Source organism: Streptomyces ardesiacus (genome assembly GCF_003112575.1).
Lineage (GTDB): Bacteria > Actinomycetota > Actinomycetes > Streptomycetales > Streptomycetaceae > Streptomyces > Streptomyces ardesiacus.
The window spans coordinates 233,717-253,566 of the sequence record NZ_BEWC01000004.1 but is presented as its reverse complement, the minus strand read 5'-3'; the positions used below and the strand labels follow the sequence as shown (position 1 = coordinate 253,566).

Below are 19,850 nucleotides of genomic sequence, written 5' to 3'. Positions count from 1 at the left end.
TGTGTGAAGCTTTGCCCATGAGTCATCCGAGTGAAGAAGTCAGGGCCAGACTGCAGACCGACCGTCCGCACTCCGCCCGCGTCTGGAACTACCTGCTGGGCGGCAAGGACAACTACCCGGTCGACAGCGCGGCCGGCGACGTCATCCTGACGACGTTTCCGGAGTTCGCCGCCGTCGCCCAGGTGCAACGGCGGTTCCTGGCCCGCGCGGTGCGGTTCCTGGCGGGCGAGGCCGGCATCCGCCAGTTCCTGGACATCGGTACGGGACTGCCGACGGCGGACAACACGCACGAGGTGGCCCAGCGCATCGCGCCGGAGAGCCGCATCGTGTACGTGGACAACGACCCCCTCGTCCTCACCCACGCACAGGCCCTGCTCACCAGCAGCCCGGAGGGTGCCTGCGCCTACATCGACGCCGACGTGCGGGACCCGGAACGGATCCTGGCCGAGGCCGCCAAGACCCTGGACTTCAGCCGCCCGGTCGCGCTGACCATGCTGGGGATCATGGGGCAGATCTCCGACGCCGAGCGCCCCGGGGAACTGGTGAACGCGCTGCTCTCGGAGCTTCCCCCGGGCAGCTACCTGGCCCTGAGCGACGGCACCAACGGCAACGAGGCGCTCAACAGGGCGGTCGAGGCGTACAACGGGCAGTCGGCCAACACCTACCACCTGCGGTCCCCGCAGGACATCGCGGCCTACTTCGCCGGACTGACCCTGGTGGAGCCGGGCGTCGTGTCCACCGCCACCTGGCGTCCGGACGCCGACCGGCCCGAGGAGCCCACGGCCGAGGTGTCCGTCTGCGGAGTCGCGGTCAAGAACTGACGCCGCCGCAGCTTCCGCCTCAGGGGGGCGTCACAGCGCCGAAAGCCGTCCGGTGCGACCGAGCGCACCGGACGGCAGGGCGGGACCGGCGGGTCCCCTCCGGCGGTGGCGCGCCCCAGGTCTTCCGGCAGAGGGAAGAGACCGGCACCGCACCCGTCGCGCCCGGCGGCCGGCCGAAGGCGTCAGACCCGGTCGAGGGGGCGGTGCGGTTCGCTGGGAAGCTCCACGGTGATGGCGTCGCCGGGGCGCACCGTGCCACCGTGCCGCACGATGCTCATGATTCCGGCCTTGCGCACGAGGTTCCCGGCCTCGTCCCGGCCGACGACCTGCTTCAGGAGCCCGTCCCGGAAGGTGTCGATCTGCAGGCAGGGGTTGCGAAGGCCGGTCACCTCCAGCACGGCCTCCTCGCCGACGCGCAGCACCGTGCCGACCGGCAGGCCCAGCAGATCGATGCCGCGGGTGGTGATGTTCTCACCGAGGTCACCGGCCGTCACCTCGAACCCCTCCGCGCCGACCTCGGCGAAGAGTTCCTCGTGCATGAGGTGGACCTGGCGCAGGTTCGGCCGGGTGGGGTCCTGTGCGACCCGCGAACGGTGCTTGACCGTCACACCGGCGTGGACGTCGCCCTCCACACCGAGCCCGGCGAGGAGCGTGATGCTCTCCCGGTTCGGCTTGGTGAACGAGTACGTGCCGTTGCTGCTGACCGCCGTCACCACTGCGCTCATTCCCGACGTCCCCTCCCGCGTGACACTGCTGACCGGTCACGACCCTAACCCCCCGGCGGGGGCCGCCTGCTCCGGAGGAGGCGCCGGCGACGTGCGCCGGTCGCGCGTTCACCCCTCGGTGCGCTGCCCCGGCCGCTCCACGGCGAGTTCGGCGGGAAGTGCGGCATCGTCCCCGGCGCGCCGGGACACGCGGGTACCGGCGGCCGGGGCCGCGAGGACGGCCGTGGCGACGAACGCCAGGACCACGACCATCGCCGGACGCAGCCCGTAGTGGTCGCCCAGGAAGCCGAGGGTGGGCGGCCCCACCAGGAAGGCGATGTAGCCGATCGTCGCCACGAGGCCGACCCGGGCGGTCTCGTCGGGTCCCGAGTCGCCCGCCGCCGACAGGGCCACCGGAAAGCCCAGGGAGGCGCCCAGTCCCCAGAACAGGACGGCGGCCGCGGCCACGACGGTGTTGTCGGAGAAGATGACCAGACACAGACCGACGGCGCCGGAGACCGCGCTGGCCCGCACGACGGTCGCCCGGCTGTAACGGTTGAGGAAGAACGTGCCGCCGAAGCGCCCCAGCGTCATCGCCGCCGCGAATCCCACGTAGACCAGCGAGCCGACGGCGGCGTCGAGGCCGTGGCCGTCGACCATGAGCAGCGGCAGCCAGTCGTTGGCGGCGCCCTCGGCGAGAGCCATGGCCAGGACGATGGCCCCGATCATCAGGAGCCGCCGGTCCTTCCACACCTGCGGCCCCGCGGGCCGCGGGGAGTCCGAAGCGGGCGCCGCGGCCCGGACCCCGGTCCCGGCGGGGACGGCACCGATGGCGTACACGAAGATCGCCGCCGTCACCGCGGCCACCGCCAGCAGGTGCCAGTGGGCGGGGAACGCCGCTGCGGTGGCCGCCATGCCGGCCAGAGCGCCGATGACGGTGCCCAGGCTGAAGCAGCCGTGCAGCGTGGGCAGAACCGTCGTGCCGGTGATCCGTTCCACGTCGGCACCGTCCACGTTGATGGCCACCTCGCCCGATCCGACGCCCACGCCGAACACGCACAGCCCCGCGGTGACCAGGGGCGCGGAGCCGAGGGCACTGCCCGCGCCGACGACGAGCACGCTCACGACGACGAACAGCGTGGCGAGCGCCGTCACGGGTCTGGTCCCGAAGCGCGACACGAAGCGGCCGGAACAGAGGATGCCGGTCATCGAGCCGACGGACAGACCGAACAGCACCAGCCCCATCTGCCCCGTGGACACGTCCAGTTGGTCACGGATGTCCGGGGTGCGCGTGACCCAGGAGGACATGGCGATGCCGTTGAGGAAGAAGAAGAGGTACAGCGCCCGGCGGCGTCGGTCTACAGCGCGGTCGGTCAAGGAGGGGCTCCGCCGGTGTTGGAGACAATGAGGGGCAGGCAGGCGACGATCCCGCGGCGCCCACCGAGTATGCACAAATGTACACACCGGTTCGGCGGCCGAGAAAGACAAGGCGGACAACGGCGATGACTGGCAGCACCCGTGGCCCCAACGACCCCCGGCGCCGCGAACGCATCCTCGACGCCGCGCTCGACGTCATCGCCGAGCACGGTGCCCTCAAGGTGACCTTCCGCAAGATCGCGGCGGCGGCGGGCGTGCCGCTCGGGTCGCTGACCTACTACTTCGACGACATGCAGCACCTGCTGACCGACGCCTTCACCCGGCTCGCGGAGACCGTCTCCACCCGCTACGGCGCCCTGCTGGAGGCCGCGCACACCCGCCGGGAGGCCGAGGACGCGGTCGTCGAGATCATCTGCGGCAAGGTCTGGGGGACCGACCGCAACCTCCTGCTCAGCTACGAGCTCTACGCCTTCGCCACCCGCCACCCCGAGGTGCGCGCCGTCATGCGCTCCTGGATGCAGGCCAGCCGGTCCTCCCTGGCCAGGCACTTCGACCCGCTCACCGCGCGGGCCCTGGACGCCCTGGTCGAGGGATTCTCCATCCACAACTCCGTCGACCTGCGGCCCACCGACCGCGAGGAGGTCGCCGCCGTCGTCCGGGCGCTCGTCGAGCGGCACCACTGAACGGAACCGGCCCCGGCCGCCGTCAGCTCCCGGCGGCGGACACGTGGCGGCTCAGCTCGGCGGCCAGGCGGCGCATGGCCGTGCGGTTGCCCCGCCGCATCGTGGCGCGCACGACGGGGGCCAGCAGGCGGTCGGGGAGCGGGGCGCGCACCCATGCGTAGGTGAACGAGACACGTGTCCCGCCGGCTCGCAGCGGCTCCAGGACGTAGGTCCCGTGGGCCAGCCGCCGGCCGCCCGCGCTGACGTTGCGCTCGACGATGCGCCGGGGCGCGTCGGCCTCGACGACCTCGATGGCGACGTCGGTCTTCGTGCCGCCCAGCGAGGCGGTGACCGTGACGCGCGAGCCGACACCGCGGGCGGGGCCGCCGCAGCGCCAGTCGGACAGGTAGTGATCCGTGAACCGTTCGTGGTGAGCCAGGACGTCGAGGAAGTCGTAGACCTGCTCGGGTGTCTGGGGCACGCCGATCGACACGGTGACAGGCTTCATGTACCACACGGTACACGCGGTGTGTGCCCATGGGTACGCTCGTGACGTGATGACAGGGGACGATGCCCGGGCGACGCCGGACGCCGGGCACGGGGCGCGGGGCGACCGGCGCGCGGAGCTGGTGGACGCGGCCGTCGACCACGTCGTGGCCCACGGCATCGCCGACCTGAGCCTGCGCCGCCTCGGTGCCGCGATCGGGGTCAGCCATCGCATGCTGATCCACTACTTCGGCTCCAAGGAGCGGCTGCTCGTCGAGATCGTCCGGGCGTCGGAGCGACGCCAGCGGGAGCTGCTGTCCCGGCTCCGCGCGCAGCCGGGACGCTCACCCGCCGACGTCGCACGGCTGCTGTGGCGGCAGCTGACGGATCCCGCGACGGCCGGCCAGGAGCGGCTCTTCTTCGAGATCTGCGCACAGGCCCTGCGCGGCCGGCCCGAGGCGGCCCCGTTCCTGGACGGACTGGTGGACTCCTGGCTCGGGCCCCTGGCGGCGGCCGAGGCCGAGGCCGGGGCGTCGCCCGCCGCGGCGCGGAACCGGGCCAGACTGGGCCTCGCCACCGTCAGGGGCCTGCTGCTCGACCTGCTCGCCACCGGCGACCGCGCCGGTGTCGACGCGGCGATGGACGAGTTCCTCCGGATGTACTACGGCTCCGAGTGACGGGGCAGGGCCGCCGTCAGGGTCCCGTCTCCCCGGGCGCGGTGGCCGCGGCGGCCCGCCGGAAGCCGTCCGGTGCGGCGAACGCGGCGGCGAGCTCGTCGTGGAGAGCCGCCGCGCACGGGTGGGGATCGCGGCGTGGCGTGATCGTGTAGATGCCCCGCGTCGGGGGATCGACGAGGCGCATCGTGGTGAGGTCGGCCCGCAGCGCGCTCGTCAGCACCCCGGGTATCAGCGCGACGGCGTGACCGGTCGCCACCAGGGCCAGCTTGCCGGGCAGATCGGCGGCGACCAGGCCGATCCGGACAGCGACTCGGGCGCGGGCCGCGTGCTGGCGCAGGAGCGCCGCCGAGCCGTCGTTGTCCTCGGTCCATGTCTCGCCGGCCAGCGCCCCGATGTGCACGGGGCCGCCACCGGCCAGCGGGTGGCCGAGGGGCAGGACGACGACCATGTCGTCCAGGCCGAGGAAGCGGCGTTCGACCTGTGCGTCATGGGGCAGCCCGGGAGGCGCGTCGGTGACGACGGCGAGGTCGAGGTCCCCGTCGGACACGCGCTGGTGCAGCCGTCCGCTCAGGCCGGGGACCAGACTCCACCGGATGCGTCCGGTCTTGACGAGCAGGCCGCGGACGGCCTCCGGGACGAGCCCGGAAGCCAGTGACGGGGCCGCGCCGACGGCCAACGGCCGGCCGAGCGCCCCGTCGCGCACGTCCCGTGCGGCCCGTACCGCACGGTCGGCCTCCCTGAGAGTGGCCAGGGCGTGGCGCCGGAACACGTCGCCGGCCGTCGTCGGACGCACGCCCCGCGCATGGCGCTCCACCAGCCTCACCCCCAACTGCCGCTCCAGTCCCGCGATTTGCCGGGAGACGGCCGACTGCGTGTGGTTCAGCTCGTCGGCGGCCGCCGACAGCGACCCGAGACGGCACACGGTCACGAAGGTCTGCCAGACGGTCAGGTCCATCGGGCAAGTATGACGGCAGCCATGCGTGCTGCGCAGAGCAGGGTTGCGGAACCTGCGCTTGTCGCAGGGGTGTTGATGCACCACCGTGGTGGTCATGAACGCACCACGAACGCCCCGCACCGTCGCCGTCCTCGGCCTGGGACGGATGGGGGAGGCGATGGCCGCCCGTCTCACCGCACAGGGCCGCCCCGTCATGGGCTGGACCCGCTCCGGGCGCACACCGGGCACCGTCGAGGTGGCCACGACTCCGGGCACCGCCGTGGCCGGGGCCGGCCTCGTACTCCTGTCGCTCTTCGACGGCGCGGCCTGCCGGCAGGTCCTCGACGACGTCCGGGACTCGCTGCGCCCGGACGCCATCGTGCTGAACACCAGCACCGTCTCTCCCGCCCGGGCTTCGCAGTTCGCGCGCCGACTCGGCCGGTCCTACGTCCACGCGCCGGTGATCGGCTCCGTCGCGGCCGCGGCCGGCGGCACGCTCCGGATCCTCGCCGCCGCCGACCGGGACAGGCTCGACAGGGCCCGGCCGGGCCTGGAAACGCTGGGTACCGTGCATCCCGTCGACGACGCCGCCACCGCCGCGGCGCTCAAACTCGTCGCCAACGGCAGCCTGGCCGGATCCCTCCTCGCCCTGCGTGACGCACTGCGGCAGGGCGAGGCGCTGGGCCTGCCCCGCGACCAGGTCCTGGACGTCCTCGAACTCGGCCCGCTCGGCGGGCTCGTGGCCCGCAAGCGTCCCTTCCTCACCGGCGAACCGGCCCCGCGCACCGCCGACTTCACCATCGGTGCGCTGGCCAAGGACATGGCGCTGCTGGCCGACGCGTCGGACGCCCCCTTGCGCACCCCCGGCCCGCTGGTAGACCCCACGGCCGACGCGGGCGACGACATCGCCGTCGCCGCCGCCGCGCCGACCGTGGAGCAGGCCGTCCTCGAACCGCTGCGCGCCTATGTGCGCGGGCACGCCACCGGCGACCCCCGCCACTTCCACGACGCGTTCCTGCCCACCGCCCGCATCGAGGGAATCCGCGACGGTGCGTTCGTCTCCTGGGACCTGGACGCATACGGCGCCCTCTTCCACGGCCGCCCGGCCCCGGACGAAGCGACCCGCACCCGCCGCATCGACTCCGTCGAGGTCCACGGCACCGTCGCCACCGCCACCATGACACTGCGGCACGGTGCCGACACGTTCACCGACGTCTTCCTGCTGATCCGCTCCGGCGACGGCTGGCGCATCGCGAACAAGGCCTACCACCGGCGCCGTTGAAAGCCCGTGCCGCAGGTGTGAAACGACGCCGAGGGGCAACTCGAAGGCCACCGAAGGAGAAACCGGCTGATCTACGACAGATCGGGAGAAGGCATGTCGACCTACAGCAGAACGGGAACCCGCAACGGCGGCAGGACCAGCGGACTGGCGATCGCCGGACTGGTCTGCGGCATCGTCGGACTACTCATCCTGCCGATCGTCCTGGGCCCGCTCGCGATCGTCTTCGGCGCCGTGGCGCTGCGGCAGACCGGATCGGCCATGGCCAAGTGGGCCCTCGGCCTCGGAGTGGCCGACATCGTGCTCATGATCGTGATGTTCGCCGTCGCCGCCAACAACGGCGGAGCCTTCTCCTGGCACTTCGGCTGACACCGCCCGACCGGACTCGCACCGCGGGCCCGCACCGTCTCCCGGAGGCGACGCGGGCCCGTTTCCGGTGGCCAGAGCGGCCACGTAGCCGTCCAGCAGTCCGACCTGCCGCCGAGGCGTGAACTCCGCCGGGTCGAAGAGGGCCTGGACCACCAGTCCGAGGACGAAGGACTGGGCGCCGGCCGCGATCCGTGCGGGGTCGCCCGGGGGCAGTTCGCCGAGTTCCTGTGCCGCCGCCACCCGGGCGCGCAGCCTGTCCCGGCTCTCGGCGTACTTGCGGGCGTAGTCGGCGGCCAGGGCCGGGTCGCTGAGCGCGGCGTCCCAGGAGGAGACCCAGACGCGGTTGCTGTCCGTGGCCTCGGGGGTCAGCGGCAGGATGTCCAGCAGGGCGTCCCTGAAGGCGGCCAGGCCCTGGCCGCAACGGCGGCGGGGACGGGAGCGAGTGCGCTGTTCGAGCAGGTCGAGGGCGTAGGCGACCAGGTCGCGCTTGGCGGGGAAGTAGTGCGTCAGCAGGCCCGTGGTCGCGCCGAGTTCGGCGGCCACGGCGCGCAGGGTCAGGCCCGCGAAACCGCGGGTGGCCATGACCTGCCAGACCGCTGCGGAGACGTCCCGCCGCCGGGCCTCGTGATCTCCCTTGGTGCGTGGCATGCCGCCACGGTACATTGACGTAACACTTGTTGTGCAAACGGGGGAGGTCCTCATGTTCTCGGTGCCGCTGGGTGGTTCTGCTCGCCTCGGTCCACTGGAGGTGTGGCAGGCGGAGGAGTTCGCGGCTCACCTGGACCGGGCCCGTGAGCACATCCGCCCCTGGGTCGGGCCCGCCTTCGTCACCGACGACATCGACGGAGCGCGCGCCACGCTCGAGCGGTATGCCGCCCGCCAGGCCGCCGACGGTGCCCGTCTGTACGGCCTGTGGGACGGGCGGGTCCTGCTCGGCGGCGTGATGTTCACCCAGTTCGACGCCGCCTTCGGCACCTGCGAGATCGGCTGCTGGCTGGAGCCGTCGGCCGAGGGCCGGGGGCTGATCACGCGGGCCTGCGGCCAGTTGCTGGACTGGGCCTTCACCACTCGGCACCTGCACCGGGCCGAATGGCACTGCCGGGCGGACAACGACCGCAGCGCCGCGGTGGCCGAGAGGCTCGGCATGACCCTGGAAGGCATGCGGCGCGAGGCGTGGCCGTACGAAGGCGTGCGTCACGACAAGCAGGTCTGGGCGCTGCTGGCCCCCGAGTGGAAGGCGCGGGGACGGGAGCGGTGAAGCAGGGCGACGCCGTGCCCGCTCCGCACGGGCGACCCCTCAGCCGAGGCGGTGCACCGTGAACTCGTTGCCGTCCGGGTCGAGCAGGAACGCTCCGCCGCCGGCCCTCTCACCGCCGGCACGCGTCGCGCCCAGCGCGAGCAGGCGGTCGATCTCCGCGGGGAAGTCGGCGTCGGCGGGGACCGCGAGTTCGAGACGGAGCCGGTTGACCCCGGACTGCGGCGCCACCGGCGGACCGCCCCAGGTGATCTTCGTGCCACCGGCCGGCGACTGGACCGCGGTCTCCTGGTCCTGGTCCCAGACCAGCGGCCACCGCAGCGCCTCGCTCCAGAAGTAGCCGACCTCCTGCGTGCCGTCGCAGGCCAGCGCTCCGACCGGGCCGATGCCGGCGAGGAACGCGTTGCCCGCGGGCAGGACGCAGAACTCGTTCCCGTCCGGGTCGGCGAGCACCACATGGCCCTCTTCGGGACGCTGGCCCACGTCGATGTGCTTCCCGCCGAGGTGCAGGGCCCTGGCCACCGTGCGCCGCTGCTCCTCCGGGGACGTGCTGGTGAGGTCGAAGTGCGCCCGGTTCTGGACGGTCTTCGGTGCCCGGCCCGGCACGAACCGGATGCGGTACCCGGTGCCGTCCGGAGGCAGGACCGCGACGTCGCCCTCCGGCCCGGCCGCCGACTCCCAGTCCAGGACCCCCGCCCAGAACCGCGCCAGCTGCGCGGGCAGGGAAGTGGTGAAGCAGATCGCGGACAGTTGACTGGTCATACGCGGCGCACCCTCGATCCATGACGTTCGTACGGTCGTACCCGGAAGGTCGCCGGCCACGGGAAGGACCGGTGCGGCGGCACGCCCGCCCGACGGCCGCAGCCTAGGGGCGGTCGCGCGGCCACCGCATCCGAGTTTCCCGCGGGCAAGCCGTAGGGTCGGAGCGACAGGGCGGACGGCGACGCGGGGGAGGCGGACGAGGTGGCCCGGACCGGGACGACGGCGGTGCTGGCGCTGTTGCCGCAGGCCGAGCCGCTGCTGCGGCTGGCCGCCGCCGTGGACGAGTCGGTGGTACGGCCCGGCGTGCCCGCGCACGCCGCGCTGCTCTACCCCTGGCTGCCCGCGGACGAGGTGGGAGAGCCGGAGCTGCACCGGCTGCGGGCCGCCCTGCCGCCCGGCCCGCTGCCCGTCACACTGGCCGCGCCCGAACGAACCGCGGGGTTCGTCGGTGTGCCGGTCCCCGGGCTGGACCGGGTGGCCGACGCCGTCCGTACGGCCTTCCCGGCGCAGGTGCCCTATGGCGGACGGTTCGGCCCCCGCCCCCCGGTGCACGTCACCGTGGCTCTCGACGCGCCTCCGCGGGCCGCCGCCGCCATCTGCCGGCGTACCGCCGCCGAGCTGCCGATCACCGCCGTGGTCGACACCGTGCACGTGGTCGGCCTCACCCGGACGGGTTGGCAGGGCCTCGCCGAACTGCCGCTCCTCCGTTAGGGGGTGACGCCGTCCGGATCCCGCCGGGGTCCCTGGCGCGGCGCCGGAAGCACGGCCGCGGGCCCCGCGGGTCCGCCGCGCAGACGGCGCGTTGCGCGGGGCGCGAGACGGTCCGGGCAATGACCCGTGCGTCACCGCGCGCGCCCTGCCACGCGCCGACGGCCCCGGAAATGATGTGCCCACCGCACGGGACCCGGGCGGATCCGCACACCTGCTCCGGCAGGTGTCCATGGAGGGGAAGGATCCCACCTTGTTGCTTCTCATCTCTCCGGACGGTGTCGAGGAAGCCCTCGAATGCGCGAAGGCGGCCCAGCACCTCGACATCGTCGACGTCAAGAAGCCCGACGAGGGCTCCCTCGGGGCCAACTACCCGTGGGTCATCCGGGAGATCCGCGCGGCGGTCCCGGCGGACACGCCGGTGTCCGCCACCGTGGGAGACGTCCCCTACAAGCCCGGTACGGTCGCCCAGGCGGCGCTCGGCGCTGCCGTCTCCGGAGCCACCTACATCAAGGTCGGCCTCTACGGATGCACGACGCCCGAGCAGGCCGTCGAGGTCATGCGCGGCGTCGTCCGGGCGGTCAAGGACTTCCGTCCGGACGCGTTCGTCGTCGCGTCAGGCTACGCCGACGCCCACCGGATCGGCTGCGTCAACCCGTTGGCACTGCCCGACATCGCCCGCCGTTCCGGGTCCGACGCCGCCATGCTCGACACCGCGGTCAAGGACGGGACCCGGCTGTTCGACCACGTTCCGCCCCCGCTCTGCGCCGACTTCGTGCGACAGGCCCACGAGGCCGGTCTGCTCGCCGCACTGGCGGGCAGCGTCAAGAGCGGCGACCTCGCGGAGCTGGCACGCATGGGGACCGACATCGTCGGAGTGCGCGGCGCGGTCTGCGAGGGGGGCGACCGCACCTCAGGACGGATCCGGCCGCACCTGGTGGCCGCCTTCCGGGCGGAGATGGACCAGCACGTCCGGGCACACACGGCCGCCGCTCCCGCGAACTGAGCGGCCGGCATGCCGACAACACGGCCCCGAAGAGCGTCCGCAGGCCGCGACCGGCGCTTCGCGGTCGTCGACCCGGCGACGGGCGAGGCCTTCGACGAAGCCCCCGACCAGCACCCGGACACGCTGGACGCCCTGGTCGAGCGGGCGCACACCGCCTGGCGGAGCTGGCGGGCCGACCGGGCCGCCCGTACCACCGCGCTGCTGGCGGCGGCCGACGCGGTGGAGGCGGCCGGAGCCGCGCTCGCTCCGCTGCTCACCCGCGAACAGGGCAAGCCGTTGGCCGAGTCGTCCGCGGAGGTCGCCCGTACGGCCGCGAGGCTGCGCTACTACGCCGAGCTGGACCAGGGCGCGCAGCCGATCACCGACGGCCGGCCCGTACGCAGTGAGGTCCGCTGGCGGTCGCTCGGTCCCGTCGCCGCGATCGTCCCGTGGAACTTCCCCCTCCAGCTCGCCTCGGCGAAGTTCGCGCCGGCCCTCGCCGCGGGCAACACGGTGATCCTCAAACCCTCCCCGTACACACCCCTCGCCACGCGGCTGCTCGGGGACGTCGTCGCGCGGGCGCTGCCCGAGGGCGTGCTCACGATCGTCACCGGTCACGAACCGCTCGGCGCCCGCCTCGTGGCTCATCCCGGGATCCGCCACGTCACCTTCACCGGCTCCGCGCCCACCGGACGGGCCGTCGCCGCGGGCGCGGCGACCTCACTGGCCCGGGTCACCCTGGAGCTGGGCGGCAACGACGCGGCCGTCCTCCTGGAGGACGTCGACGTGGAGCGGATCGCGGACCGTCTGTTCTGGGCCGCGTTCCGCAACTGCGGCCAGGTCTGCATGGCGGTCAAGCGCGTCTACGCCCCGGCCCGGCTCTACTCCCAGGTGGTCGAGGCCCTCGCGCACCGGGCGAGGACAGCCGTGGTCGGACCGGGGCTCGACCCGGCCACCCACCTGGGACCGCTGAACAACGCCGCCCAGCTCTCCCGGGTCGAGCGGTGCACCGCACAGGCGCTCGCGGCCGGTGCGCGGGCCGCCGCCGGAGGCCGCCGTCCGGGCCTGCCGGGGTACTTCTTCGCACCCACCGTCCTGGCCGACGTGCCCCCCGACAGCCCCGTGGTGACGGAGGAGCAGTTCGGCCCGGTCCTGCCCGTCCTGCCCTACGACAGCGTGGACGACGCCGTCGAGGCCGCCAACGCCACCCGCTACGCACTGGGCGGCTCCGTGTGGTCGGCCGACCCCGAACGGGCCGAGGCCGTCGCGGAGCGCCTGGAGTGCGGGACGGCATGGATCAACCACCACGCCGAACTGTCCCTCGCCCAGCCCTTCGCGGGCACCAAGGAGAGCGGCGTCGGTGTCGCGGGCGGGCCGTGGGGCCTGCGGGGCAACCTCAGACCCTTCGTCGTGCACCGCCTGGAGGAGACCTGACGTGAAGTTCCGTGCGGCCGTACTGCGCTCCCACGAGGCCCGGTTCGAACTGGAGGAGGTGACGCAGCACGAGGGTCCCGCCGCGGGGGAGGTCGTGGTGCGGATCGCCGGCTGCGGGATGTGCCGGACCGACCTCGCGGTCCGCCGCTCGGCGGGCCGCTCCCCGCTGCCGGCCGTACTCGGACACGAAGGCGCGGGAGTCGTGGTGGAGACGGGCGGTCCGGACACGGGCCTGGCCCCCGGCGACCACATCGTGCTGAGCTTCGACTCCTGTGGCCACTGCCGTGCCTGCCTGGGCGCCGCCCCCGCCCACTGCGACTCCTTCGCCTCCCTGAACCTCTTCGGCGGACGCGAGGGGCAGGCCTCCCGGTTGACCGACGCGGCCGGAGGGGCGCTGGCCCCCCGCTGGTTCGGCCAGTCCTCGTTCGCCGAGTACGCGACCGTCTTGGCCCGCAACGCCGTGCGGGTCGACCCCGCGCTGCCCCTCGAACTGCTGGGGCCGCTCGGCTGCGGCTTCCTCACCGGGGCCGGCGCGGTCTTCAACTCCTTCGGCGCCGGCCCCGGCGACACCTTCGCGGTGTTCGGCGCGGGCGCCGTGGGACTCGCCGCGGTCATGGCGGCCACGGCGGCCGGGGCGGTGGTGGTGGCCGTCGACCGCCACCCGGGACGCCTGGCCCTGGCCGAACAGTTCCGCGCGATCCCGCTGCACGCCGCGACGGCCGACCTGCCCGCACGCATCCGACGACTGACCGACGGCGGTGCCTCCTGCGCGCTGGACACCACAGCCTCCGCCGGGCTGATCAACGAGGCGCTCCGGTCCCTGCGCCCCGCCGGCCGTCTCGGCCTGGTGGCACGGCTCCACACCGCGCTGCCGCTCGAACCGGGAACCCTGGACCGGGGGCGCGCCCTCGTGCACATCTGCGAGGGCGACGCGGTCCCCGGGCTCCTGATCCCCCGGCTGACGGCGCTGTGGCAGGCCGGGCTGTTCCCCTTCGACCAGCTGATCCGCACCTACCCGCTCGCCGACATCAACCAGGCCGAGCACGACTGCGACGCGGGCGACGTCGTCAAACCCGTCCTGATACCCGGCGGGTGACGGGACTGACGACCGGCCGCCCGCGCCGCCGCCCCGTACCCGCCATCGACTTGGAGAAGACATGGCCGACACCGCACAACGAGACACCGACGGGCAAGGCGTGGCGGGAGGCGTCGGCGTGACCGCGCTCCTGGTGGCCGCGGCCCGGGCGATCGAGACCCACCGCGCCGACAGCCTGGCCCAGGACGACTACGCCGAGCACTTCGTGCGCGCCGCACCGGCGTCCGCGGGCTGGCCCGTCCGCCTGCGACAGGTCCCGGACGGGGACTCGGACCCGCTGTGGGGGCGGTTCGCCCGCTACTTCGGCCTGCGAACCAGAGTCCTCGACGACTTCCTGCTCGATTCGCTGCACACGGGCGGCGCCCGGCAGGTGGTGCTGCTCGGGGCCGGACTGGACGCACGCGCCTTCCGTCTCGACTGGCCGCCCGGATGCGTGCTCTACGAGATAGACAGGCAGGGTGTGCTGGCCTTCAAGCACCAGGTGCTCGACGCCCTGTCGGCCGCACCGAGGACGCGGCGCGTCCCGGTCCCGGCGGACCTGCGCGCCGACTGGGCCGGTGCGCTGACCGACGCCGGCTTCGACCCTTCGGCGCCCACCGTCTGGCTGGTCGAAGGGCTGCTGTTCTACCTCCCCAGCGCGGCCGAGACGCACCTCATCGGTGCGGTGGACCGGCTGAGCGCGCGGGGAAGCGCCCTGGCCTACGAGGTCAAGCTCGACAAGGACCTGCTGGAACACCGCGACAGCCCGCTCTACACCGCGACGCACCAGCAACTCGGCATCGACCTGCTCGACCTGTTCAGCCTGGAACCGCGACCCGACTCCGCCGCCGCCCTGGCGCACAAGGGCTGGACGACGGCGGTCCACAGCCCCTTCGACTTCACCCGCCGGCACGGACGCGGTCCACTGCCCGAGCCGAACGACGCACTGGGGGGCAACCGCTGGGTGTTCGGCGCCAGACCGCGGCCGTAGCGCCCGCGAGCGCCCCGGGTCGTTGCCTCCCCCGTGGGCCGTCGTTCCCTACCCCATGAGCCGTCACCCGGCGGCCCGTTTCCACGACTTCAGCCTGATGTCGTCCACCACACCGCGATCCGGCCAACCTCCCGCGGTTTCCCGCCTTCCGGACAACCGGACGTCCGACCGCTCCCTCTCACAGCGCGGGCACAGCACGTGCCCGCCTGCTTCCTTCCCACCGCACCCCCCAAGCACCCGAAGGACGAGGGATCGATGACCAGAACACGCACCATCCGGCTGCGACGCCCCCTGCTCGTGGGCACCACGGCGGTCGCCGCCATGGCCGTGACCGGCTCACTCGTGGCCGCCACCGCGGAGCCGGCGAAGGCGGCGACGGGGCCGAAGCTGAGCCTCGTCGCCGCGACCGGCTCGCTCACGCTCACCTCCTGGAAGGAGGACCCGGGCGTCTACCTCGACCTCGGCACCTACCTCACCGCGGAGGGCAGGCCGCTGGAGCTGAAGGTGACCCGGAAGTCGTACAAGGACCCGGTGACCGTCACCCAGACCGTGTACGAGGGCGGGAAGGCCAAGGCCAGGACACTGCCGAAGGGCACGGTGAAGGACTTCTCCGGGCTGCCCGGCTTCGCGCAGATCACGATCACCGACAAGGCGGGCAAGAAGGTCCTCGGCCGCACCGAGGACTTCTGCCCGAACAACGCCAGCGGCCGGGTACGCCCCGACGCGCCCGCCACCTCGAAGTATCCGGAGAGCTGCCCCACCAACCCGTTCACCCTCGGCTCCGTGTGGGGCGTCGAGAAGGGCTGGGCGGCCAACACCTACGGGGGTTCCTACAGCGAGCCCGTCGCGCTGGCGCCCGGGACCTACACCGCCAAGGTCGGGGTGGCCAAGAAGTACCGCGACCTCTTCGGCATCGCCGACAAGCCCGCCACCGTCAAGGTGACCGTCGTGGAACGCAGTTACGACGACGAGGAGTGGGCCGCCCAGTCGGCGGCGGCACGGTCCGCGACGGCGGGCGAGCACGCCGGTCACGGGGCCGCCCACCAGGCCCCGGCCGCGCACGCGGGCCACGGGCCCGGGCACGCCCCGACCCCCGCCCAGGCCGCCGCGCCGGTCACGAGCGGCGCCGGCCCCTCGTACAACGCCGGTCACGGGCCGCTCAGGGCGGCGCCGCCCGCGCTGCCGTGGGCCCTGAAGAAGCAGCAGGCCGCGCGTTCCCTGCCGGTCGGCGACAAGAGCGGCCAGACCGACGGCTCCCGCAAGGCCCTGGCGCTGCAGCCGCTGGCGAAGCGACCCGCGGGCATCCCCTCCGTCCCCGACGTCCCCAAGCCCGACCTGCGCTCGCTGCCGGCCTACGGCATCGTCGTCACCGACGGGGAGAAGGACATCCCCGGCAAGGACTACCTGGCCTTCAGCGCCAACGTCTGGAACGCCGGTCCGGCGCAACTGGTGGTGGACGGCTTCCGGACGCCCGGCAAGGCCAAGATGGACGCCTACCAGTACTTCTACGACGCCAAGGGCAAGCAGGTCGGCTACACCCCGACCGGCACCATGGAATGGGACCCCCGTCCCGGGCACATGCACTGGCACTTCACCGACTTCGCCAGCTACCGGCTGCTGAAGGCCGACAAGAAGGAGGCCGTGCGCAGCGGCAAGGAAGCCTTCTGCCTGGCCAACACCGACGCCATCGACTACACGGTGAAGAACGCCAACTGGCACCCGTTCAACACCGATCTGTCCACCGCCTGCGGCGAGGAGAACTCCATCTCCGTCCGCGAGGTGCTCGACGTCGGCTCCGGCGACACGTACTCCCAGGACCTGCCGGGCCAGTCCTTCGACATCACGGACGTCCCCAACGGCACCTACTACATCCAGGTGCTGGCCAACCCCGAGAAGCGGCTCAAGGAGACCGACCTCGGCAACAACAGCGCGCTGCGGAAGATCGTGCTCGGCGGCAAGCCGGACGCCCGGACCGTGACGGTGCCGGCCCACGACCTGGTGAACGCCAACTGACCCCGCCCGGGGCGTCAGCGCCCCGGGCGGAGGAGCCGGCGGTCGCGCACCGTGACCGCCGGCCCGGCCGGGTCGCCGGCCCGCACCACGGCGTCGACCGCCCTCGCGTACCGCTCCCGCTCACCGGGCCGAGCCGGTGCCGACGGCCCCGTCAGTTCGCTCTGCGCCACGAGCCGGAAGATCAGCGCGCGGATCAGCATCTGCTGCCAGTCGGGTGTGCCGCCGCCACCGGTCAGCAGGCCGGGCGGAAGATCGAACCACAGCAGCCCGTCCACGACCACGACGGCCTCCGCGAACGCCGGAGGCCGCCAGAACGGCGAGAAGTCGATCACCGCGGGCGCTTCGCCCTCGGCGAAGAGCACATTGCCGGTGAGGTCGCCGTGAACGAGCTGGGCGCCGTCCTGCCGCACCGGCCGCCGCAGCTCCCGGAGGACCGAGAACGGCGCGGCGAGATCGTCGATCACGTCGACGTCCTGCTCGCCCCACGCGACCCGGTCGCCCACCGCCCACGGATGCGTGGCCCGGCTGAGGAAGGGGGGCCGGGGCACCGCGCCAAGGGCGGCGTGGAAGGCACGGCCGGCCGCGAGCACACCCGCCCAGTGCCCGCTCGGGCCGGGCTCTCCGGTCAGGAACTCACTGGCCGTCCAACCGCCCACGACGCTCCGGCCGTCCGCGGCCCGCAGCGGCAGCGGGACCCGGAAGCCACTGTCCGGCGCCAGGCTCTCGAACAGGGCGGAGGCCCACTCGACCTCGTCGTCGGACCCCTCGGCGGGCTTGAACACGGCGCCGCCGACGAGCACGCTCCGCCCCTGCCCGCCCGGCAGCGGAACAGGAACCCCCTCGACACCGAACGCGTCGAGGACGGCACGGGAGGGGACGGTGTCGCCCGGCAGCTCGGTCACACCGGGCATCCTGACGGCTTCCCGTGCCGGGCGCACCTACTTTTCCGCCGCGACGGCGTCCCGGGTGGCGGCCCACGTCGCGAGGAGACGCAGGCCCTCCTCGGAGGGCGAGCCCGGCTCGGCGGTGTAGACGGTGAGGGTGAGGCCCGGTTCGGCGGCCATCTCCAGCCCTTCGTAGGCGAGCGTGAGATCGCCGACGGCGTGGTGGTGGAAGAGCTTGCTCCCGGTGCCGTGGTGGCGGACATTGTGGGCACCCCAGCGGGTGCGGAAGTCGTCACTGCGGGTGCACAGCTCCCCGACGAGGTCGTGGAGGTCCTTGTCGTGCGGATTGCGGCCCGCCTCCGTACGCAGGATCGACACGGCGATGTCGGCGGCCGTGTCCCAGTCCGGGTAGAAGCGGCGCGAGGCGGGGTCGAGGAAGTTGAAGCGGGCCAGGTTCGCCTGGTTGTGCGGCGTGGCGTACACGTCGTCGTACAGCGCGCGGGCCAGCCGGTTCGTGGCGAGCACGTCCATACGGCCGTTGCGGACGAAGGCCGGTCCGGCGGTGACGGCGTCCAGGACCCACTGCAGGCTCCGGTGCGCCTTCCACTGCGGGGTGCGGCGGCGCGGGCGCGTGAGGACGTCCGAGCCGTCCGCGGCATGGGCGAGGTTGAGCAGGTGGGCGCGTTCGGCCTCGTCGAGCCGGAGAGCGCGGGCCAGCGCTTCGAGAACGGCGGGGGAGGCTCCCGCGAGGTTGCCGCGCTCCAGTTTCGCGTAGTACTCCACGCTCATGTCGGCCAGCGCGGCGACCTCGCTGCGGCGCAGCCCCGGCACCCGGCGCCGGCTGCCGGCGGGCAGTCCCGCCTGCTCGGGGGTGATCCTGGCTCGCCGCGAGGTGAGGAACTCGCGGACCTCTGCTTGGTTGTCCACGCCTTCGACCGTACGTCCCGCGCGCGGTCGCAGGGATGTACTGGTGGTACACCCTTCGACGGTGCCTCGCAGAGCGCGCGGGAAACGGGTTGCCTGGAGAGCGGGGAGCTTGCGCCCGGCCGCCGCCGGCCGGACGGAAGACCGCCCCGCTCCACACCCGGCGACCGCCGTGCCTCTCGGCGGTCCGCCTCGGAACACGAAGGACATCCCCATGCACGGCGCCATGATCCACGCCCCCGGCGACATCCGCTTCGAGACCCTGGACGACCCGAAGATCCTCGCCCCGACCGACGCGATCATCCGTACGGCGGTGACCTGCGTGTGCGGTTCGGACCTGTGGCCCTACCGCGGCCTGGAGCCGACGGCCGAGCCGCACCCCATGGGCCACGAGTACGTCGGGTTCGTCGAGGAGGTCGGCAGCGAGGTCACCTCGGTGCGGCCGGGCCAGTTCGTGGTCGGCTCGTTCGCCACCTCGGACAACACCTGCGCCAACTGCGCGAACGGCTTCCAGTCGAACTGCCTGCACCGCGAGTTCATGACCACCTGCCAGGCCGACTACGTGCGCATCCCCAACGCGCAGGGCACCCTGGTCGCCACCGACGGGGTGCCGGAGGAGGAGCTGTGGCCGGGCCTGCTCGCCGTCTCCGACGTGATGGGCACCGGCTGGTGGGCGGCCGAGGCCGCCGAGGTCGGGCCCGGCTCCACCGCCGTGGTCGTCGGGGACGGCGCGGTGGGCCTGTGCGCGGTGATCGCCGCCAAGGAGAGGGGCGCCGAGCGGATCATCGCCATGAGCCGCCACGAGCCCCGCCAGAAGCTGGCCCGTGCCTTCGGCGCCACCGACATCGTCACCGAGCGCGGCGAGGAGGGCGTCGCCCGGATCAGGGAGCTGACCGGCGGGATCGGCGCCGACAGCGTCCTGGAGTGCGTCGGCACCGCCCAGGCCATGGGGCAGGCGCTGCACTCCGCCCGCCCCGGCGGCAACGTCGGCTTCGTCGGCGTGCCGCACGAGGTCGCCGTCGACGGGCAGGAGCTGTTCTTCTCCCACGTCGGCCTGCGCGGCGGCCCCGCCCCGGTACGCCGCTACCTGCCCGACCTCATCGACCGCGTCCTGACCGGGGCGATCGATCCGGGCCGGGTCTTCGACCTCACGCTGCCCCTGAGTGAGGTCGCCGAGGGCTACCGGGCGATGGACGAGCGCCGCGCTGTCAAGACCCTCCTCAAGCCCTGAGCCGCCCCCCTCTCCGCCCACCCTCGGAGCACCCGTGGACCCCACCTACGACTTCTCCGGACGCGTCGCCTTCGTCACCGGGGCCGGCTCCGGCATGGGCCCGGCCGCGGCCCGGGCGTTCGCCGCCTCCGGCGCCGCCGTCGCCCTGGCCGACGCGGACGAGGCCGCGGTGCACCGAGCGGCGCGGGACCTCAGTCGGCGCCGCCCTTCGCGTCGACGGCGGCTGCACCGCCCAGTAGCGCGTGTCCGCCCCGTCGGGGCGGGGTGCCGCATGCGCCA

The 19,850-nt window shown here is 73.4% G+C and carries 20 protein-coding genes and 2 pseudogenes; 14 read left to right on the top strand and 8 right to left on the bottom strand.

Annotated elements, in window-relative coordinates; all coding sequences use genetic code 11:
- Positions 1–17: 17 nt before the first annotated feature.
- Positions 18–821 (top strand): SAM-dependent methyltransferase, encoded by an 804-nt coding sequence (locus Sdi02f_RS16120; protein WP_030400465.1) that lies wholly within the window; start codon positions 18–20, stop codon positions 819–821.
- 182 nt (positions 822–1,003) lie between these two features.
- On the opposite strand, the gene Sdi02f_RS16115 is transcribed toward Sdi02f_RS16120, so the two are convergent.
- Both Sdi02f_RS16115 and Sdi02f_RS16110 read right to left on the bottom strand, forming a co-directional pair.
- Positions 1,004–1,546, bottom strand: a complete 543-nt coding sequence (locus Sdi02f_RS16115; RefSeq protein WP_030400466.1) for an MOSC domain-containing protein — start codon at positions 1,544–1,546, stop codon at positions 1,004–1,006.
- A gap of 108 nt (positions 1,547–1,654) precedes the next feature.
- Complete coding sequence (locus Sdi02f_RS16110; RefSeq protein ID WP_108933537.1) at positions 1,655–2,902, bottom strand: MFS transporter; 1,248 nt, start codon at positions 2,900–2,902, stop codon at positions 1,655–1,657.
- A gap of 125 nt (positions 2,903–3,027) precedes the next feature.
- Between Sdi02f_RS16110 and Sdi02f_RS16105 the strand changes: the two genes are divergently transcribed.
- Positions 3,028–3,585, top strand: coding sequence for a TetR/AcrR family transcriptional regulator (locus Sdi02f_RS16105; protein ID WP_031082300.1), 558 nt, complete (start codon positions 3,028–3,030; stop codon positions 3,583–3,585).
- A gap of 22 nt (positions 3,586–3,607) precedes the next feature.
- On the opposite strand, the gene Sdi02f_RS16100 is transcribed toward Sdi02f_RS16105, so the two are convergent.
- Positions 3,608–4,072, bottom strand: a complete 465-nt coding sequence (locus Sdi02f_RS16100) for an SRPBCC family protein (RefSeq protein WP_030400469.1) — start codon at positions 4,070–4,072, stop codon at positions 3,608–3,610.
- A 49-nt stretch (positions 4,073–4,121) separates the two neighbouring features.
- Between Sdi02f_RS16100 and Sdi02f_RS16095 the strand changes: the two genes are divergently transcribed.
- A complete protein-coding gene (locus tag Sdi02f_RS16095) occupies positions 4,122–4,727 on the top strand; it encodes a TetR family transcriptional regulator (protein WP_245962201.1) in 606 nt (201 codons plus the stop codon).
- 16 nt (positions 4,728–4,743) lie between these two features.
- Here the strand turns inward: Sdi02f_RS16095 and Sdi02f_RS16090 are convergent, their stop codons facing one another.
- The gene (locus tag Sdi02f_RS16090; RefSeq protein ID WP_108933535.1) at positions 4,744–5,682 is read right to left on the bottom strand and encodes a LysR family transcriptional regulator; all 939 of its coding nucleotides are present in this window, start codon (positions 5,680–5,682) and stop codon (positions 4,744–4,746) included.
- 94 nt (positions 5,683–5,776) lie between these two features.
- On the opposite strand from Sdi02f_RS16090, the gene Sdi02f_RS16085 reads away from it, so the two are divergent.
- Positions 5,777–6,943, top strand: a complete 1,167-nt coding sequence (locus tag Sdi02f_RS16085) for a nuclear transport factor 2 family protein (RefSeq protein WP_108933568.1) — start codon at positions 5,777–5,779, stop codon at positions 6,941–6,943.
- 93 nt (positions 6,944–7,036) lie between these two features.
- Positions 7,037–7,309, top strand: a complete 273-nt coding sequence (locus Sdi02f_RS36435; protein ID WP_037798692.1) for a DUF4190 domain-containing protein — start codon at positions 7,037–7,039, stop codon at positions 7,307–7,309.
- A gap of 57 nt (positions 7,310–7,366) precedes the next feature.
- Here the strand turns inward: Sdi02f_RS36435 and Sdi02f_RS16075 are convergent.
- A pseudogene (locus Sdi02f_RS16075) lies at positions 7,367–7,957 on the bottom strand (TetR/AcrR family transcriptional regulator); the annotation flags it as partial.
- A 52-nt stretch (positions 7,958–8,009) separates the two neighbouring features.
- On the opposite strand from Sdi02f_RS16075, the gene Sdi02f_RS16070 reads away from it, so the two are divergent.
- Positions 8,010–8,567 carry a GNAT family N-acetyltransferase gene (locus Sdi02f_RS16070; protein ID WP_108933534.1) on the top strand — a complete coding sequence of 186 codons (558 nt, stop codon included), beginning with the start codon at positions 8,010–8,012 and terminating at the stop codon, positions 8,565–8,567.
- Positions 8,568–8,606: 39 nt separating this feature from the next.
- Here Sdi02f_RS16070 and Sdi02f_RS16065 read toward each other — a convergent pair whose 3' ends face one another.
- Positions 8,607–9,326 (bottom strand): VOC family protein, encoded by a 720-nt coding sequence (locus tag Sdi02f_RS16065; protein WP_030400475.1) that lies wholly within the window; start codon positions 9,324–9,326, stop codon positions 8,607–8,609.
- A gap of 201 nt (positions 9,327–9,527) precedes the next feature.
- Between Sdi02f_RS16065 and Sdi02f_RS16060 the strand changes: the two genes are divergently transcribed.
- The 6 genes from Sdi02f_RS16060 to Sdi02f_RS16035 all read left to right on the top strand — a co-directional run bounded on the left by Sdi02f_RS16060 (position 9,528) and on the right by Sdi02f_RS16035 (position 16,532).
- On the top strand, positions 9,528–10,037 hold the full coding sequence (locus Sdi02f_RS16060; protein ID WP_234342042.1) for a 2'-5' RNA ligase family protein: 510 nt from the start codon (positions 9,528–9,530) through the stop codon (positions 10,035–10,037).
- A gap of 250 nt (positions 10,038–10,287) precedes the next feature.
- Positions 10,288–11,040 (top strand): (5-formylfuran-3-yl)methyl phosphate synthase, encoded by a 753-nt coding sequence (locus Sdi02f_RS16055; protein WP_030400477.1) that lies wholly within the window; start codon positions 10,288–10,290, stop codon positions 11,038–11,040.
- A gap of 9 nt (positions 11,041–11,049) precedes the next feature.
- A complete protein-coding gene (locus tag Sdi02f_RS16050; RefSeq protein ID WP_108933533.1) occupies positions 11,050–12,453 on the top strand; it encodes an aldehyde dehydrogenase family protein in 1,404 nt (467 codons plus the stop codon).
- Position 12,454: 1 nt separating this feature from the next.
- On the top strand, positions 12,455–13,549 hold the full coding sequence (locus Sdi02f_RS16045) for an alcohol dehydrogenase catalytic domain-containing protein (RefSeq protein ID WP_108933532.1): 1,095 nt from the start codon (positions 12,455–12,457) through the stop codon (positions 13,547–13,549).
- Between the two features lie 61 nt (positions 13,550–13,610).
- A complete protein-coding gene (locus Sdi02f_RS16040; protein WP_053639509.1) occupies positions 13,611–14,519 on the top strand; it encodes a class I SAM-dependent methyltransferase in 909 nt (302 codons plus the stop codon).
- A gap of 255 nt (positions 14,520–14,774) precedes the next feature.
- On the top strand, positions 14,775–16,532 hold the full coding sequence (locus Sdi02f_RS16035; RefSeq protein ID WP_108933531.1) for a lysyl oxidase family protein: 1,758 nt from the start codon (positions 14,775–14,777) through the stop codon (positions 16,530–16,532).
- A 14-nt stretch (positions 16,533–16,546) separates the two neighbouring features.
- Here the strand turns inward: Sdi02f_RS16035 and Sdi02f_RS16030 are convergent, their stop codons facing one another.
- Positions 16,547–17,434: an aminoglycoside phosphotransferase gene (locus Sdi02f_RS16030; protein ID WP_245962200.1), complete on the bottom strand. Its 888-nt coding sequence runs from the start codon at positions 17,432–17,434 to the stop codon at positions 16,547–16,549.
- A gap of 36 nt (positions 17,435–17,470) precedes the next feature.
- A complete protein-coding gene (locus Sdi02f_RS16025; RefSeq protein WP_030400483.1) occupies positions 17,471–18,343 on the bottom strand; it encodes a helix-turn-helix transcriptional regulator in 873 nt (290 codons plus the stop codon).
- Positions 18,344–18,554: 211 nt separating this feature from the next.
- On the opposite strand from Sdi02f_RS16025, the gene Sdi02f_RS16020 reads away from it, so the two are divergent.
- Both Sdi02f_RS16020 and Sdi02f_RS36865 read left to right on the top strand, forming a co-directional pair.
- On the top strand, positions 18,555–19,571 hold the full coding sequence (locus Sdi02f_RS16020; RefSeq protein WP_031082324.1) for a zinc-dependent alcohol dehydrogenase family protein: 1,017 nt from the start codon (positions 18,555–18,557) through the stop codon (positions 19,569–19,571).
- Positions 19,504–19,758: pseudogene (locus Sdi02f_RS36865) on the top strand (SDR family NAD(P)-dependent oxidoreductase); the annotation flags it as partial. The gene Sdi02f_RS16020 and the pseudogene Sdi02f_RS36865, both read left to right, overlap by 68 nt.
- Between the last annotated feature and the right edge of the window lie 92 nt (positions 19,759–19,850).

What these genes read in the sequence shown, in the direction of transcription:
- Sdi02f_RS16035 (WP_108933531.1), top strand. Translation starts at nt 14,775, where the DNA reads ATGACCAGAACACGCACCATCCGGCTGCGACGCCCCCTGCTCGTGGGC.
- Sdi02f_RS16095 (WP_245962201.1), top strand. Translation starts at nt 4,122, where the DNA reads ATGACAGGGGACGATGCCCGGGCGACGCCGGACGCCGGGCACGGGGCG.
- Sdi02f_RS16115 (WP_030400466.1), bottom strand. Translation starts at nt 1,546, where the DNA reads ATGAGCGCAGTGGTGACGGCGGTCAGCAGCAACGGCACGTACTCGTTC.
- Sdi02f_RS36435 (WP_037798692.1), top strand. Translation starts at nt 7,037, where the DNA reads ATGTCGACCTACAGCAGAACGGGAACCCGCAACGGCGGCAGGACCAGC.
- Sdi02f_RS16120 (WP_030400465.1), top strand. Translation starts at nt 18, where the DNA reads ATGAGTCATCCGAGTGAAGAAGTCAGGGCCAGACTGCAGACCGACCGT.
- Sdi02f_RS16065 (WP_030400475.1), bottom strand. Translation starts at nt 9,326, where the DNA reads ATGACCAGTCAACTGTCCGCGATCTGCTTCACCACTTCCCTGCCCGCG.
- Sdi02f_RS16020 (WP_031082324.1), top strand. Translation starts at nt 18,555, where the DNA reads ATGCACGGCGCCATGATCCACGCCCCCGGCGACATCCGCTTCGAGACC.
- Sdi02f_RS16105 (WP_031082300.1), top strand. Translation starts at nt 3,028, where the DNA reads ATGACTGGCAGCACCCGTGGCCCCAACGACCCCCGGCGCCGCGAACGC.
- Sdi02f_RS16070 (WP_108933534.1), top strand. Translation starts at nt 8,010, where the DNA reads ATGTTCTCGGTGCCGCTGGGTGGTTCTGCTCGCCTCGGTCCACTGGAG.
- Sdi02f_RS16100 (WP_030400469.1), bottom strand. Translation starts at nt 4,072, where the DNA reads ATGAAGCCTGTCACCGTGTCGATCGGCGTGCCCCAGACACCCGAGCAG.
- Sdi02f_RS16090 (WP_108933535.1), bottom strand. Translation starts at nt 5,682, where the DNA reads ATGGACCTGACCGTCTGGCAGACCTTCGTGACCGTGTGCCGTCTCGGG.
- Sdi02f_RS16040 (WP_053639509.1), top strand. Translation starts at nt 13,611, where the DNA reads ATGGCCGACACCGCACAACGAGACACCGACGGGCAAGGCGTGGCGGGA.
- Sdi02f_RS16085 (WP_108933568.1), top strand. Translation starts at nt 5,777, where the DNA reads ATGAACGCACCACGAACGCCCCGCACCGTCGCCGTCCTCGGCCTGGGA.
- Sdi02f_RS16050 (WP_108933533.1), top strand. Translation starts at nt 11,050, where the DNA reads ATGCCGACAACACGGCCCCGAAGAGCGTCCGCAGGCCGCGACCGGCGC.